Origin of the sequence: Bacillus sp. SB49, assembly GCF_000469135.2 — a bacterium.
Classification (GTDB): Bacteria; Bacillota; Bacilli; order Bacillales; family Halobacillaceae; genus Halobacillus.
Map to the genome: position 1 here is coordinate 2,176,696 of NZ_CP048117.1, position 14,267 is coordinate 2,190,962.

Annotated in this window: 13 protein-coding genes; 5 read left to right on the forward strand and 8 right to left on the reverse strand. The window is 47.6% G+C overall.

Going from position 1 to position 14,267, the window contains the following annotated elements:
• The first annotated feature begins 201 nt into the window (after positions 1-201).
• A complete protein-coding gene (locus M662_RS11455; protein ID WP_008639270.1) occupies positions 202-1,731 on the forward strand; it encodes an AbgT family transporter in 1,530 nt (509 codons plus the stop codon).
• 58 nt (positions 1,732-1,789) lie between these two features.
• On the opposite strand, the gene M662_RS11460 is transcribed toward M662_RS11455, so the two are convergent.
• The gene (locus M662_RS11460) at positions 1,790-3,412 is read right to left on the reverse strand and encodes a M20/M25/M40 family metallo-hydrolase (protein WP_008639268.1); all 1,623 of its coding nucleotides are present in this window, start codon (positions 3,410-3,412) and stop codon (positions 1,790-1,792) included.
• A gap of 79 nt (positions 3,413-3,491) precedes the next feature.
• Between M662_RS11460 and M662_RS11465 the strand changes: the two genes are divergently transcribed.
• From M662_RS11465 to M662_RS11480, 4 genes are all read left to right on the forward strand, one after another.
• Complete coding sequence (locus M662_RS11465; protein ID WP_008639260.1) at positions 3,492-4,238, forward strand: glycerophosphodiester phosphodiesterase; 747 nt, start codon at positions 3,492-3,494, stop codon at positions 4,236-4,238.
• 156 nt (positions 4,239-4,394) lie between these two features.
• Complete coding sequence (namA, locus tag M662_RS11470) at positions 4,395-5,411, forward strand: NADPH dehydrogenase NamA (RefSeq protein ID WP_026577237.1); 1,017 nt, start codon at positions 4,395-4,397, stop codon at positions 5,409-5,411.
• A gap of 121 nt (positions 5,412-5,532) precedes the next feature.
• On the forward strand, positions 5,533-6,459 hold the full coding sequence (gene rnz, locus M662_RS11475; protein WP_026577236.1) for a ribonuclease Z: 927 nt from the start codon (positions 5,533-5,535) through the stop codon (positions 6,457-6,459).
• Between the two features lie 12 nt (positions 6,460-6,471).
• Positions 6,472-7,833 (forward strand): aldehyde dehydrogenase, encoded by a 1,362-nt coding sequence (locus tag M662_RS11480; protein WP_008639253.1) that lies wholly within the window; start codon positions 6,472-6,474, stop codon positions 7,831-7,833.
• A 97-nt stretch (positions 7,834-7,930) separates the two neighbouring features.
• On the opposite strand, the gene M662_RS11485 is transcribed toward M662_RS11480, so the two are convergent.
• From M662_RS11485 to M662_RS11515, 7 genes are all read right to left on the reverse strand, one after another.
• On the reverse strand, positions 7,931-10,165 hold the full coding sequence (locus tag M662_RS11485; RefSeq protein ID WP_026577235.1) for an ABC transporter permease: 2,235 nt from the start codon (positions 10,163-10,165) through the stop codon (positions 7,931-7,933).
• Complete coding sequence (locus M662_RS11490; protein WP_026577234.1) at positions 10,162-10,863, reverse strand: ABC transporter ATP-binding protein; 702 nt, start codon at positions 10,861-10,863, stop codon at positions 10,162-10,164. Before M662_RS11490 ends, M662_RS11485 begins: the two co-directional genes overlap by 4 nt.
• 194 nt (positions 10,864-11,057) lie before the next feature.
• Positions 11,058-11,282, reverse strand: coding sequence for a DUF3892 domain-containing protein (locus tag M662_RS11495; RefSeq protein ID WP_008639055.1), 225 nt, complete (start codon positions 11,280-11,282; stop codon positions 11,058-11,060).
• Between the two features lie 74 nt (positions 11,283-11,356).
• Complete coding sequence (locus M662_RS11500) at positions 11,357-11,509, reverse strand: small acid-soluble spore protein P (RefSeq protein ID WP_026577233.1); 153 nt, start codon at positions 11,507-11,509, stop codon at positions 11,357-11,359.
• 17 nt (positions 11,510-11,526) lie between these two features.
• Positions 11,527-11,655: a YpzI family protein gene (locus M662_RS19765; protein WP_008639053.1), complete on the reverse strand. Its 129-nt coding sequence runs from the start codon at positions 11,653-11,655 to the stop codon at positions 11,527-11,529.
• Between the two features lie 59 nt (positions 11,656-11,714).
• Entirely contained in the window at positions 11,715-12,962 is a 1,248-nt protein-coding gene (locus M662_RS11510; RefSeq protein WP_008639052.1) for a DNA polymerase IV, read from the reverse strand.
• Between the two features lie 159 nt (positions 12,963-13,121).
• The gene (locus M662_RS11515) at positions 13,122-14,246 is read right to left on the reverse strand and encodes a M20/M25/M40 family metallo-hydrolase (RefSeq protein ID WP_008639051.1); all 1,125 of its coding nucleotides are present in this window, start codon (positions 14,244-14,246) and stop codon (positions 13,122-13,124) included.
• Between the last annotated feature and the right edge of the window lie 21 nt (positions 14,247-14,267).

The following is a 14,267-nucleotide window of genomic DNA, read 5'->3' on the forward strand; positions in this document are numbered from 1 at the left end:
AACTGAATCATCATTCATTTCTATTGTAGCATGTTTATGTATATTTTTCCCTTGTGTAACAATTCGTAATACTTCTTGAACTCAAAATGTTTTTTCTAGTGGCACTTTTTCCAAATGCCTTCAAATACAAATAATTATTTTATATACTTTAACGCGTTATCGTAAATAAATAATACCACAGTAAAAAGTAGGAGGAAAAAAATGGACCAAACAGAAAAGAAAGGGCTTACGATGCGGATGCTTGACGGAATCGAGCGGATCGGCAACAAACTCCCTCACCCTGTCACATTGTTCGCAATTTTTGCATTGTTAGTCATCATCGCTTCGTGGATCTTCTCTTCCATGAACGTGGAAGTGGAAGATCCGGCAACAGGAGAAACGCTTCAAGTCGTCAACCTGCTGTCAGGCGATGGGATTCAATATATATTTGACAGCATGGTGGAGAACTTTGTAGGTTTCGCTCCGCTCGGAACCGTCCTTGTCACGATGCTTGGAATCGGTATCGCGGAACGGTCCGGACTTATAAGTGCCATGCTTCGTGGTCTCGTCACATCGGTACCGCGGTCTTTGATGACGGCTGCTCTCGTTTTTGGAGGAATCATGTCGAGCATGGCAGCGGACGCCGGGTATGTCGTTTTGACACCGCTTGGAGCCGTATTGTTCGCAGGTCTTGGACGCCATCCCCTTGCAGGACTGGCAGCTGCGTTCGCCGGTGTATCTGCCGGGTTCAGCGCCAACCTGCTCTTGACATCCCTTGATCCACTGCTCGGTGACCTTACTATTCAGGCGGCAGCTACGATCGATCCTGAATACGCAGACACCATTCTTTATACGATGAACTACTACTTCATGATCGCTTCCGTATTCGTCCTGACAATAATCGGAACAATCGTAACGGACAAGATCGTCGAACCGAGGTTAGGAACGTATAAAGGAGACATAGGCGAGGACGAGGCTCAATATGTCACTCCTATCGAGAAAAAAGGAATGCTCGGTGCCCTCATCGCTTTCATCGTAACGATCGGACTTTTGTCCCTGCTCGTCTTACCATCATGGGGGCCGCTTCGTGATCCTGATGACTTTCTTGCCTCTCCGTTCTTCCAAAGCCTTGTACCTGTCATTTTGATCATGTTCATCGTACCTGGTTATGTTTATGGACGGATTACGAAAGAAATCAAGAACGACAAAGACGTTGCCAACCAGATGTCCGATACGATGGCTTCGATGGGGATGTATATCGTACTCGCTTTCACAGCCGGTCAGTTCGTCGCATATTTCAACCACACCAATCTTGGGAAAGTCATCGCCGTAAGCGGTGCAGAATTCCTGGATTCTATCGGATTCACAGGAATCGGTTTAATCATTGCCTTCATTTTCGTAGCAGGGTTCATCAACTTGTTTATCGGAAGTTCTTCTGCCAAATGGGCGATCATGGCTCCCGTCTTCGTTCCGTTAATGATGAACCTCGGATATTCCCCTGAGCTCACGACATTGGCATACCGAATTGCTGATTCAACGACAAACATCATCTCTCCGTTGATGCCGTATTTTGCAATCGTCATCGCTTTTGCACAGAAATACGATAAGAAGGTGGGAATCGGAACATTGATATCCACCATGCTTCCTTATTCGATTGCTTTCTCCATCATTTGGATCGTCATGCTGCTGATCTGGATGTTCATTCCAGGCGCGGAAATCGGCCCGGGTGCCGGCATCTATTATAATGGATAAACCACAGGAAGAAAGCGCCGGAGAATAATCTCCGGCGCTTTTTTATTACCTCTATCTACTATTCCTGCGTTCGAAAAAGTTCATGGATCGTATGAGTCAGAATCACCGGAAGTTTTTCAAAGCTGTAGCTCAATTCCAGCCGCTCCGTCCATTGGTGCGGATCCCTGCCGAGCGGACCAACATTAAGGATCGGCATCGTGATCATTTCCATCGCCTCTGCCGGCCATTCAAATCCATTGCCGTGAATCGGCATCTGTTTCGTAAGGTCCTGAAGCGAACTTGCCGTCGAAGCTGGTCCTATGAAACTTAAATCCGATAACCCCGTGAAATATTCGACCATCTCCAACTCTTCTCCATAATGCTCCCTGGCATAATCCATCGCTGTCTTCGCCGCATGTTGAATGTAAGGATCGTCATGAGACGATACAGACGGATAGAACGGCGGACTGTAGAAAAGGACGATCATCGGACTGATATCTTTACATATGGATGCAAGGCTCTGCACGAGTGTTGTGGAAAAGTCCCTGTCTCCCTGATCCCTTAAGTTCACTAACCGGTTCTGGCGACGGTCGACTTCCGCTTTTCCAAAACGTTTGACGGCTTCCTTATACAGCTGATCATAAGTCAGAATCGTAATATCAGGCTGGAAGGAAGAGGTTTGCGTTCCTTTTAAATAAAAGGAGGCTTGATGATGATAGTGATGGATAATTTTCGCCCGGGCCCGCTGGGCGGCCTGAAGCAGCTTCTCATTCAGCTCCTGAATCGTCTGCTTCATATAGAGCACGTTGTACATCGTAACGGCTGCCTGTGGTGTTTGCACGGAATATTCATGCTTTAAGTCCCGCTGCATCAAACTGATAGGAGGCGGCGTGCGCTCTCCACCGACATTCTCGATGAATGCTTCATTCAACTCCAGCTCCTGGGCGAGATAACTCATCATCAAGTTTGCGTTCAAACCGCCGAAGGGCTCACCGACGTGCGTTTCTTTCCCGTAGCATAGAAAGCCCGGGAGCGTCTTGCCGATCGATCCTGTATAAAGATAATAGGCAGGGTCCCCTGGGTACTTGCTGAACATAGGCTCGCCGTTCAAAGCGGCTTTAAAGTTCAAGTTCTCTTTTTCTTTTATCTCGGCAAGCGCCGGGAGAGCGGCAAGCATCCCTTCGGAGTTCACCTCTTCATCCGGCACAGCAACAAGCAGCAGATTACCGTCAAATTCACCCGCCATCGCTTTTTCCAACAGGGACAGGTGAACCGTAAGTCCCGCTTTCATATCCATGGCTCCCCGGCCGAAGAGCCAGTTTCCGGTCTTTAAATCCCGCGCTGCTTCCTTCGGCAGGTCGTCGATGTTCTTAAGGAACTCCTGCGTCAATTCTCTCGGATAAAAAGCCAGGTTCTGATACGATCCGTAATCCTCGATCCCAACGACATCGACGTGGGCGATCAACACGATCGTATCTGCGGCCTCGTCCTTTTTCACAAGTGCAGTCAACAGTTGACGTCCGTCATCCAAGGGATGCAGTTTCAGGTGATCGGGCTTGTTTTGATAATAATTCCGATCCTCTAAAATATAATATAAGTATTCAATGATGGCGATTTCTTCGTTGCTGTTGGTTATGCTCGGGTATTCTACCAGAGAGCATAGCAATTCGGTCAATTGTTCCCTTGTCTGCCACAGGGTCATGGTCAACACTCCTTATTGACTTTTACTAGTTTTTCCCACACAATCAAACACAAAGTCTATCTGGAAGAGGTGCATCTTTATGAAAACATTGATCTTTGCGCATAGAGGAGCAAGCAAATTAGCGCCGGAAAATACGATGCCCGCCTTCGAGATCGCTGCGGAGTCAGGCGCAGACGGAATCGAAACAGACGTGCAGCTGACCAAAGATCAAGTTCCCGTGTTAATACACGATGAAAACCTCCGCCGGACGACAAATGGGACAGGATTTGTTCAGGACTACACGTATGCCCAGCTGCGTCTGCTTGACGCCGGAAGCTGGTTTTCCCCTGAATATTCTGACACCTATATTGTATCATTAGAAGAGTTCCTGCGGTGGTTCCATGATAAACCTATGTTTTTGAATATAGAATTAAAGACAAATGTCATTCCTTATAAGAATATAGAACAGATCGTCTACGATACTCTGAAGCGGCATCAGGTGCTCGAAAGGACGGTCTTCTCCTCTTTCAACCCGGACTCCCTTGTGAGACTGAAAGAGATCAACCCTTCTGTTCCAACTGCCTTTCTCACCTCTACGAAAATGCGGGATTTGTGCCAGTATGCGAAATCCATAGGAGCCGATGCTCTTCACGTTAAGCACCGGCTATTGGACAAGAAGCTCGCTAAGAAATGCCGGAAGGAAGGATTGGACCTGCGGATCTATACGGTAAACAGGCCGGCGTTGATGAAAAAATGCTACCAGCTCGGTGTGAACGGTATCTTTACGGACGTCCCGCACCAGGCTTTGGAATACAGGGACCTGGCAAAAGAAAAAGTTCGAAAATAACCTCCCGTCTGAAGCGTCTTGGAGAAGACAGCCTCCTCCCTGCCTTCTTCACCGAGCCTAATTATTCGCACGATCGATCGTCCTTTGATATTTTATACTTATGGTGCCTCCCGTTCTATACGAGGGTACACCTCATCATCCATAGGAGGATCGTTCATGAAGCACAAACTATTTCACCCTTATACAGTAAAAGATGTTACATTGAAGAATCGAATCGTCATGTCACCTATGTGCATGTATTCAGCTCACGACCAGGACGGAAAGGTCCAACCTTTTCACTTGGCTCATTATGAGAGCCGTTCGGCAGGACAGGTAGGACTGGTCATCATTGAAGCAACTTCCGTCCTCCCGGAAGGGCGTATCTCCCATGAAGATCTCGGAATATGGGAAGACGAACAAATCGAAGGATTGAAGCAGATAAATGAAGGCATCCATCGTCACGGTGCAAAAGCAGGCATCCAACTGGCCCATGCCGGCAGGAAAGCCAATTTACGCGATGAGATTTTCGCACCGACGCAAGAAGCATTCAGCTCTTCCATGAAAGTACCTACGGAAATGTCGAAAGCGGATATCGACAGGACGATCGATGCCTTCAGAGAAGCCGCTTCCCGTTCCAAGCGCGCAGGATTCGATATTATCGAACTTCATGCGGCTCACGGATATTTGATCAACCAGTTCCTTTCTCCACTTACAAACAAAAGGACTGATGAATATGGTGGAAGCCGTGCCAACCGATACCGCTTCCTTAAAGAAATTATCAAGGGCGTTAAAGAGGTATGGGATGGACCATTGTTCACACGCATCTCCGGTGAAGAGTACCGGGAAGGTGGAAATCAGATGGAAGACTTCATCTATTTCTCCGAGGAAATGAAAAAACAGGGCGTGGACCTGATCGATGTCAGTTCAGGAGGAGTCGTTCCGGCAAGCATCGAACCGTACCCTGGATACCAGGTGAAATTCGCTGAACAAGTGAAAGAAGGTGCCTCTATCGATACAGGGGCTGTCGGGCTGATTACGACTGGAAACCAGGCCGAAGAAATTCTCCAGAACGACCGGGCGGATTTGATTTTTCTTGCGAGGCCTCTTCTGCGCAACCCATACTGGGCCAAGCAGGCTGCCGATGAGCTTGGATATCCCCTCGAAGGACCGATTCAGTACACAAGAGCATGGTGATCCGCTCTTTAAGGAATGAACCTGCCGCGCTTTCAGCCGGCAGGTTTTTTCTATATTAGAAGTGTGTTCCCCGCCCCCAGGTGGTATGATGGGGGTAGATGGTAGTAGGAGTGAATGTATGATGGAATTATTTTTTCTCGGAACGGGATCAGGAGTCCCCTCAAAAGAACGCAACGTCTCTTCTCTGGCACTCCGCATGCTGGAAGAGCGCGGTACGACATGGATCTTTGACTGCGGTGAAGGAACGCAGCATCAAATCTTGAACACGAACCTCCGCCCTCGGCGCATTGAGGTCATTTTTATCACCCACCTGCACGGAGATCACATCTACGGTCTTCCCGGTCTGCTGAGCAGCCGGTCTTTCCAGGGTGGCGAATCGCCTGTAACCGTTTACGGCCCGGCAGGATTGAAAGAGTATATCGACTGGAGTCTTCGGCTCAGCGGCACCCACCTCCGCTATCCGCTCCGCGTAGTGGAAATAAAGGAAGGGATGCTTTTCGAAGACGATCAGTTCATTGTAGAAGCGGTCAAATTACAACACGGCCTCGAAAGCTACGGGTATCTTTTGAAAGAGAAAGACAGATTAGGAGAACTGCAGCCGCACAGATTAAAGGAACTCGGCATACAGCCCGGGCCGATTTACCAGACGATCAAAGAGCAGGAAACGACCCGATTGGAAGACGGCCGGGTTATCCATCGTTCCGACGTGCTCGGCCCTGCGGAGAAGGGCAGAAAGCTGGCCATTCTCGGGGATACCAGATACCTCCCCTCCCTTGCAGATAAACTTCAGCTTGTAGATGTCCTCGTTCACGAGGCGACGTTTGCCGGTGATGAAGAACAGATGGCATATGACTATTATCATTCCACAGTCAAGCAGGCTGCGTCACTGGCAGATGCAGCGGGAGCCGGCGAACTTATTCTCAACCATGTATCCTCAAGGTATCAAGGGAAAGCCGTGGAACAGTTGGCGGAAGAGGCACGTTCTATCTTTCCGAACACGACGATCGCCCATGATTTCTATCGTCATACTATAAGCAGAAACCGTTAAGGGGGATAATTTATGCAAACCATCGTGCAGCAGCAGAAAGCATGGTTCAAAGAGGGACATACAAAAAGCTATTCCTTCCGTAAAGAACAGCTTTTAACAATGAAGAAGATGCTGTCAACCTTTGAGAAGCCGATTCTGGAAGCGTTAAAATTCGACCTGAGCAAATCCGAATACGAAGCTTACGCATCTGAAATCGCCTTCTTAAAAAGCGAAATAGATCATCATCTCAAACAGTTGAAATCATGGATGGAACCGCAGAAAGTAAAAGCGCCGTTAACTCACACCGGCTCCAAAAACTTTATTATGAAAGAACCATATGGTACGGTGCTCATCATCGCGCCTTGGAATTATCCGGTTCAATTAGCGCTTGCCCCTGTTATCGGAGCGGTCGCAGCCGGAAACACAGTAATCATAAAACCATCGGAATTGACGCCTACGGTTTCCTGGGTATTAAAAAAAATGATCGAACAATACTTCCCCCCTGCATTCATAGCCGTCGTCGAAGGGGACAAAGAGGTTACCCAGGAGCTTCTCGATCAGCCGCTGGATTACATCTTCTTTACCGGCAGCGTGCCTGTAGGAAGGATCATTATGGAGAAGGCAGCGAAACGTCTCATCCCAGTCACACTTGAATTAGGCGGGAAAAGCCCTGCCATCGTCCATAAGGATGCATCGATCGACCTGGCAGCGAAACGAATTGTCTGGGGTAAGTTCACCAATGCAGGGCAAACGTGCATTGCACCGGACTATCTGTACGTCCATCATGAAGTTAAGGCGGAGCTTATGAAATCTCTGCAGGCGTATATTCAAGAATTCTACAGCTCCAATCCTTTAAATAATGAAGAGTATACAAAGATTGTAAACAAGGCACACTTCGATCGTGTCGCTGCCTACCTGGATTCCGGAACCATCGTATCAGGTGGCGCCGTTAATGAAAGGAATCAAAAAATTGAGCCTACGATCCTTGACCAAGTCTCCTGGCAGGACCCTGTCATGCAGGAAGAGATATTCGGGCCGATTCTTCCTATCCTGACGTATGATTCCCTGGAAGAAGTCACAGGACAGATCACAGAAAAACCAAAGCCGCTTGCCTTATATTACTTCGGAGAGTCGGAAGAAGATCAGCAGGAGATCCTGTCTTCCATTTCATTCGGTGGCGGATGCATTAATGACACCCTTTATCACATTATCAACCCCCACCTCCCATTCGGAGGGGTTGGAGAAAGTGGAATCGGCAGTTATCATGGACAAGCAAGTTTTGATACGTTCTCTCATTCGAAGAGTATTACGAAACAAACTACGAAATTCGACCAAAGTTTCCGCTACCCCGGCTCTAGTTTGGGACTATCCATCATGAAACGGATATTCGGCTGATCATACAATACAAAAAAGTCAAGGGATACTTCCCTTGACTTTTTCTTGCTTCTTTTATTCCAGAAGCATTTCCTTATGTTACAAACAGGCCTCCTCCCTACTCTGCTTGTTTACTGAGTGCTTCCTGAAGCGATACTTTCCTTAATTTCCGTTTGGATAAAAACAGGGAGAACCAATAGGTAAAACCGATGGCCGCCAGCCCGATGGCCCCCATCCACACGTTCACATCCGTCGGGAGAAGGAATCCCGTTTCTTCCACCAATGAATTCATCGTCTGTTCCAGGGACCAGCCGGCAAGTGGAATGGAAACAAAATAGGCGAGAAAAACGACAGGCGTGTAAACACGCAGCAGCAACTTGGAAATTTCTTCATCACGATATCCCATGACTTTAAGCAAGGAAATGGAGGAGCTGTTTTCCTCGACGATTAAATGGATCAGCAATGTCAATATAAGTACACCGATAAAAAATGCGAAAGCTGCCATAACTAGTACAGAACTGCGAGTAGCTCCTGAAGTGGCTTCAAAGCTGTCCATCAGCCTTTGTTTGTCCTCAACCATATAGATATCATCGGCGGTTTCCGGTTTCCGGTCCTGCCATACCCCCGTATATCCGTTTTCAGGAAGACCGAGCTTTTCATTCATCTGTGTCCTCTCGAGAAACACGTTGTTTCCGATGTACATATCGGCAATACCGGTGACCTTTGCACGCAGTTCGCCGCCTTCTCCATGAAAGGTAACCGTATCCCCTTCCTTCACCTTCAGTACGGCAGCCAAAGGTGCGCTGAGAATTGCTCCCTTTTTCAAACGCTCGTTCATATTCTCTCCTCCGGCCTGAAGCCGCATGTGATCTGTTTCGGGATCTATGCCGAAACCGTTGATCGTTACGTCTGTTCCCTTGACGGATAGATTTGTCATTGTGAAAGGACTGGCCTCTTCTTCCGGATCCGCAGTCTTGATTCCTGAATAGTGGACAGCATAATTATAAGCCTGTATTTCTTCGTATGTTTGCTCTACCAGTCGATCCATGCTTTGAAAGGTGATGAGACCGATAAGCAGCAGGACCGACGAGAAAATAACCCCGGCGAACACGTACAACGCCCTCGCTTTACTGCGAATGATCAGCCGCAGCCTGAAACGCCGCAGGAAACTTCCATTTCTCACAAAGGGCAGCTTTTCCAACCAGGATTTCTTCCCTCTGCTCATCTCCTTCGGACGAAGCAGCGTCAAAGGGTCACTTTGAAGCGCACGCCAAATGAGTGTCGCTGTAGATAATAAAAGGAGCACCACCGGTACAAGAAGGCCGATGATAAGAACAGAGAGATTCCAGGTAAAGGTTTCGAAAGCCGGCAAGTTGAAATAAACTGCGTACAAATCAGATAACGGCAGGGATAACAAGGAACCTGCAGCCACTCCTAAAAGGGTACCGGATAAACCAATGACCCAGGCATAGGTCAAGTAATGCTTCATCAACTCTCCCCTCCTGTACCCCATCGCCATCAGCGTACCTAACTCCCGCCGTTGCATATCGATCCTACGCTTCATCAAAAGCAGCACCATGAATACGGAGAGAGCAAGGATGACCAGCGGGAGCGTCGTTACCATACGTTCCGCCCCTTCGATCTCTGTCTCGACGTACTGAATTCTTGCATTCTCATCAGCCGGAACGTACTGCAGGACGGAAATCTCCTGACGAATGGCTTCCATGAATCGATCCGGGTTTTCTACGGACATCCCGAGAACCTCTGTCCTTGCGATTCCCGGAAAATGATCGATGGTTTCTTCGGTGGCAACACCGATACCAAATGCCTCTGCATGGCTCAGCACGTCCGTCTGCTCCTTGACCATGTAGATATAATCAGGCAAATATACAAAACCAGTGACTTCTAAAACGCCTGCCTCCGTTTCCAACTCATCTCCGATGGAAATCCCATTGGCCTCTGCAAAAACCGGTGCGATGGCAACTTCACCGGCATTATTCGGCATCTTTCCTTCTGAAAGGTAGGGCTTATTTATCTTTTCCGTAGGAGTAAGGAGGCGAAGGGTAGACGATTCGGATACCTGCAGATCTTTAAATTTCCGCTTTTCAAGCGTTGCTTCATATTTATCAGTCCAACTGGTAAGCAGGCGGGCCGACGGCTCTTCGCTCGTAACTATATGAAAAGACTCCTGCCTGTAATCCTCTATAAATGTTTCATTTCTTTTATCCAAGGCAGCGATTGCCATAGATAAACTGACGTAAAGCATGACCGCAAGCATAAGCAGGAGCATGACCCCGCCGTATTGAAACTTCCTCTCTTTCAGGGTACGAAGCACAGACTTCCGAAGAATCATGACCACTTCACCTTCTCCGGATCAACAGGTTGTTCGTTCTTATACGTCTCTACGATTGCTCCGCTTTTCATTCGGACGACTTTATGCGCCATTTCTCCGATTCCCTGATTATGGGTGATAATCAGCACCATCGTTCCGTATGTTTCTTGAACGAAGCGGAGCAGTGCCAGGACTTTCTTTCCGGTTTCTTCATCCAAGGCACCAGTTGGCTCATCACATAAAAGAACTTCCGGGTTTTTGATCAAGGCACGCGCAATGGCGACACGCTGCTGTTCTCCTCCACTCAGCTGATAAGGGAATTTATCCCTCTTATCATACATCCCGACCTTGCCAAGTATTTCTTCCATATCAAGCGGTCGGCTGCTCTGTTCTCTTCCGACTTCAATATTTTCTTTCACTGTTAAAGTCGGAATCAAGTTGTATTGCTGAAATATGAACCCCGCATGTTTTCTTCGATATTCTGTAAGTTCTTTGTCTTTGCAGGTGCTAAGGTCCAATCCGTTCATGATAACCGTCCCTGAATCACAGCGGTCTATGCCTCCGATCACATTTAATAAAGTCGATTTCCCGGACCCTGAAGGCCCTAAAATGGCTATGATCTCGTTATCATCAATATCTAATGTCACATGCTTTAACGCTTCTATTTTCACTTCTCCGCTTTGATACGTTTTCTCTACGTTCTGGACTGAAATAGCCATCCGCGCACCCCTCTAATTAAAATATGAAATATAATATTTACAATGTTTCATTTCAAGTGTACCTCATGCAGGAGAGAAGTCAACATAATTATGTAATATATATACGTTTATATTTCATAATTATATCACATAAGTGCTGTTCTCTTTTCGTCAACAACCAAAAAACAGGAAGAGCATATGCTCTTCCTGTAACATTAAAAGGTTGGAAGGTTATCCAGATTGTTGGAGGTAATGCCATCCGGTTCACTGCGCAGATGATCTTCTCCATCCTTCCCTCTGATGAGGTTCACATGTTCCAGTTCCCCGTTGCGCGCCATTTCGTGTGCCTGTTTATAATCGACAACATCTCCAGACGACAACTGCATTTCTATAATGCTGCCTTGTCCGTTTTTTCTGACTGCCACAATTCGTTCCGGCATTTTAATCATCCTCCTCTATCCTATCTTGACCTTCCTTCCTGTAACTATCCTTGTCAAGTTATGCCAGAATCGACTCACATGTCATGGGATGACTTTTGTTTCTGGCGGGAATGATTGGCCGTCTTCACTTTATGAGAACCTTGTGCCGGTTCCCCGTAACCCTGATCCGGTCCTAAAGGTAAATTCGGCTGCTTCTGTTGTTTCGGACCCATTCGTTTACCACCCATAGAAAACACTCCTTCTTTTATCGGCGCTTCCGGGCTTCTTCCGGCCCTTCCATCATCGTTGCACCATTGTAACTCAACTTTTGATCGCGATCCGACTGAACCTTTCCAGAACGCTTCAATTTCTTCTCCTGACGATCTCTACCCATAAGAAAAAACCTCCCTTCCTGTTTAGTATGAAACAGAAAAGAAGGCTCATTCCTGGGAATCACTTTTTAAAATCATCAAGGAAATCCTTTTGAAAACTGGTCGTCACTGGACTCTCCTCTTTGTCCGTCAATCTCCGGAACGGGTTCTTCCCATATTTATCCGTAAGCTCATCGATCGCTTTGTAAAGCCTTTCTTTCCCGGCATACTGCTCATAATTGAAAAGGTCCAGCTGCTGGGTAACTTCGGACTTCTCTGCGAGATCACTTGCGGTCACTCCAAGCAGACGGACGGGCTGCTGATTCCAATGCTCATCGAAAAGCCGGATGGCGATTTGGAATAAGTCGTCTGTCGTCGCAATGAAATCGCGCAGTTGTCTGCTTCTTGTAACGGTCTTCCTGTCATGATAACGAATCATCAGCTGCACATTCCGGGCCAGTACATTTTTGCTCTTCATCCTTGCCTCTACTTTACCTGATAAGCGGCGGAGAACGGAGCGGATCTCATGATCATCCACCGTGTCTGCCGGCAGCGTGGTTGAAGTTCCAATACTTTTGAACTCATGAACAGCATCAGGGTCAACGGGGCGGTCATCTAATCCGTTGGCACGATTTTTAAGCCGCTCTCCATTAATACCGAGGACCCTCTTCAGCTCTAAAGCAGAATGGGAAGCAAGATGTCCAATGTTCTCTATCCCAAGCCGTCTGAGCTTCTCTGCTGTTTTCTGACCTACACCGTACATTTCTTCAATTGGAAGCGGCCAAAGCTGTTCATCAAGCTTTCGTTTCCTTAAAATCGTAATTCCCATCGGTTTTTTCATATCCGATGCCATCTTGGCAAGGAATTTGTTCGGCGCAATTCCTATACTGCAGGGGAGATCCAGCTCATTCGCTATGCGCTGCTGGATTTTTTCTGCAATTTCAGGAGGGGAGCCTTGATCCTCACAGTCCGTTATATCCATATACCCTTCATCGATGGAAACGGGCTGGACAGTCGGCGTCACATCGGAAAGGATTTTGAACATTTCTTTTGATGCAGCCCGATACCTTTCGAAATTGGGGCGCATGACGATTAAATCCGGACATAAACGTTTTGCCTCACCGACAAGCATGGTCGTTTTCACCCCGTATTTACGGGCTTCGTAGCTGCTCGTTACGACAATCCCCTTCCGTTCTTCAGGGTTTCCTGCAATCGCTAGTGGTTTCCCTTTCAAAGCCGGATCATAGGCAGCTTCGACGGATGCATAAAAGCTGTTCATATCCACATGAAAAATGACCCGGCCGTTCTTTGGGTACCATTTCGATGACATACAACTTCCCTTCTTCCTCCATTAGAACATCTGTTCTTCCATTATATCAAAAACGAGCCGGTTAATCATGAAAAGGACCTCGGAATAATATTCCCACGCAATGTCCGGGGGAAGATAAAAAAGAACCTTCCCTTTAAAAACGGGAAGGTTCTTGTAAAATTATTTTGCTACTTCTTCTACAATTGCTGTTACATATTCGGCGATTTTCTCCAACTCACCGACCGGCATGCGTTCGTTCGTAGTATGGATCTCCTCGTAGCCGACGCTTAAATTGACGGTAGGAATGCCGTGCCCCGCGATGACGTTCGCATCACTTCCTCCACCACTCGTCAACAGTTCACTCTCACGGCCGATACGCTTGGCTGCAGCCCTTGCGACTTCGACCACTTCGTCCCCGGCTGCCTGCTTATAGCCCGGGTACATCACTTGGACATCAAGTTCAACATCTCCATCCATTTCTTCTGCCGTTTCCAAGAACGCCTGTTTCATTTTCTCTACCTGCTCTTCCATCTTAGCAGGGTTCAGGGAACGGGCTTCAGCCAAAATTTCGACATGGTCACAAACGATATTCGTTTTCTGTCCACCTTCGAAACGTCCGATATTGGCAGTCGTTTCATCATCGATACGGCCAAGCGGCATTTTAGCAATAGCGCGGGACGCAAGCGTAATCGCCGAGACACCTTTTTCAGGCGCTACACCAGCATGGGCTGTTTTCCCTTTAACGACGGCATTGATCTTTGCCTGGGTAGGCGCTGCAATAATAATGTTTCCCACCTGCCCGTCACTGTCGATAGCGTAGCCGAACTTCGCTTTAAGAAGCGTGCTGTCCAATGCTTTGGCTCCGACAAGACCGCTTTCCTCTCCGACAGTGATGACAAACTGGATATCTCCGTGTTCTACTTTGTTTTCCTCAATAGATCGAATAGCTTCCAGTATAGCGGCCAAGCCCGCTTTGTCGTCCGCCCCCAATATCGTCGTTCCATCTGTAATGATATACCCGTCCTCTACGGAAGGATTGACGCCGTTCCCGGGGACGACCGTATCCATGTGAGACGTAAAGTAGATCGTATCGACCCCTTCCTTCGTGCCTTTCCAATTACAAATAAGGTTGTTGGCGGCATGTCCGGTTTCTTCCGCGGCATTGTCTTCAAGCACTTCAAGCCCAAGCGCTTCGAATTTATCTTTTAACACACGGGATATTTCCGCTTCCTGACCAGTTTCCGAATCAATTTGAACCAGTTCCAGGAATTCTTCCAATAAACGTTCTTTGTTGATTGCTACCATCTATAGGTCCTCCTTCATATG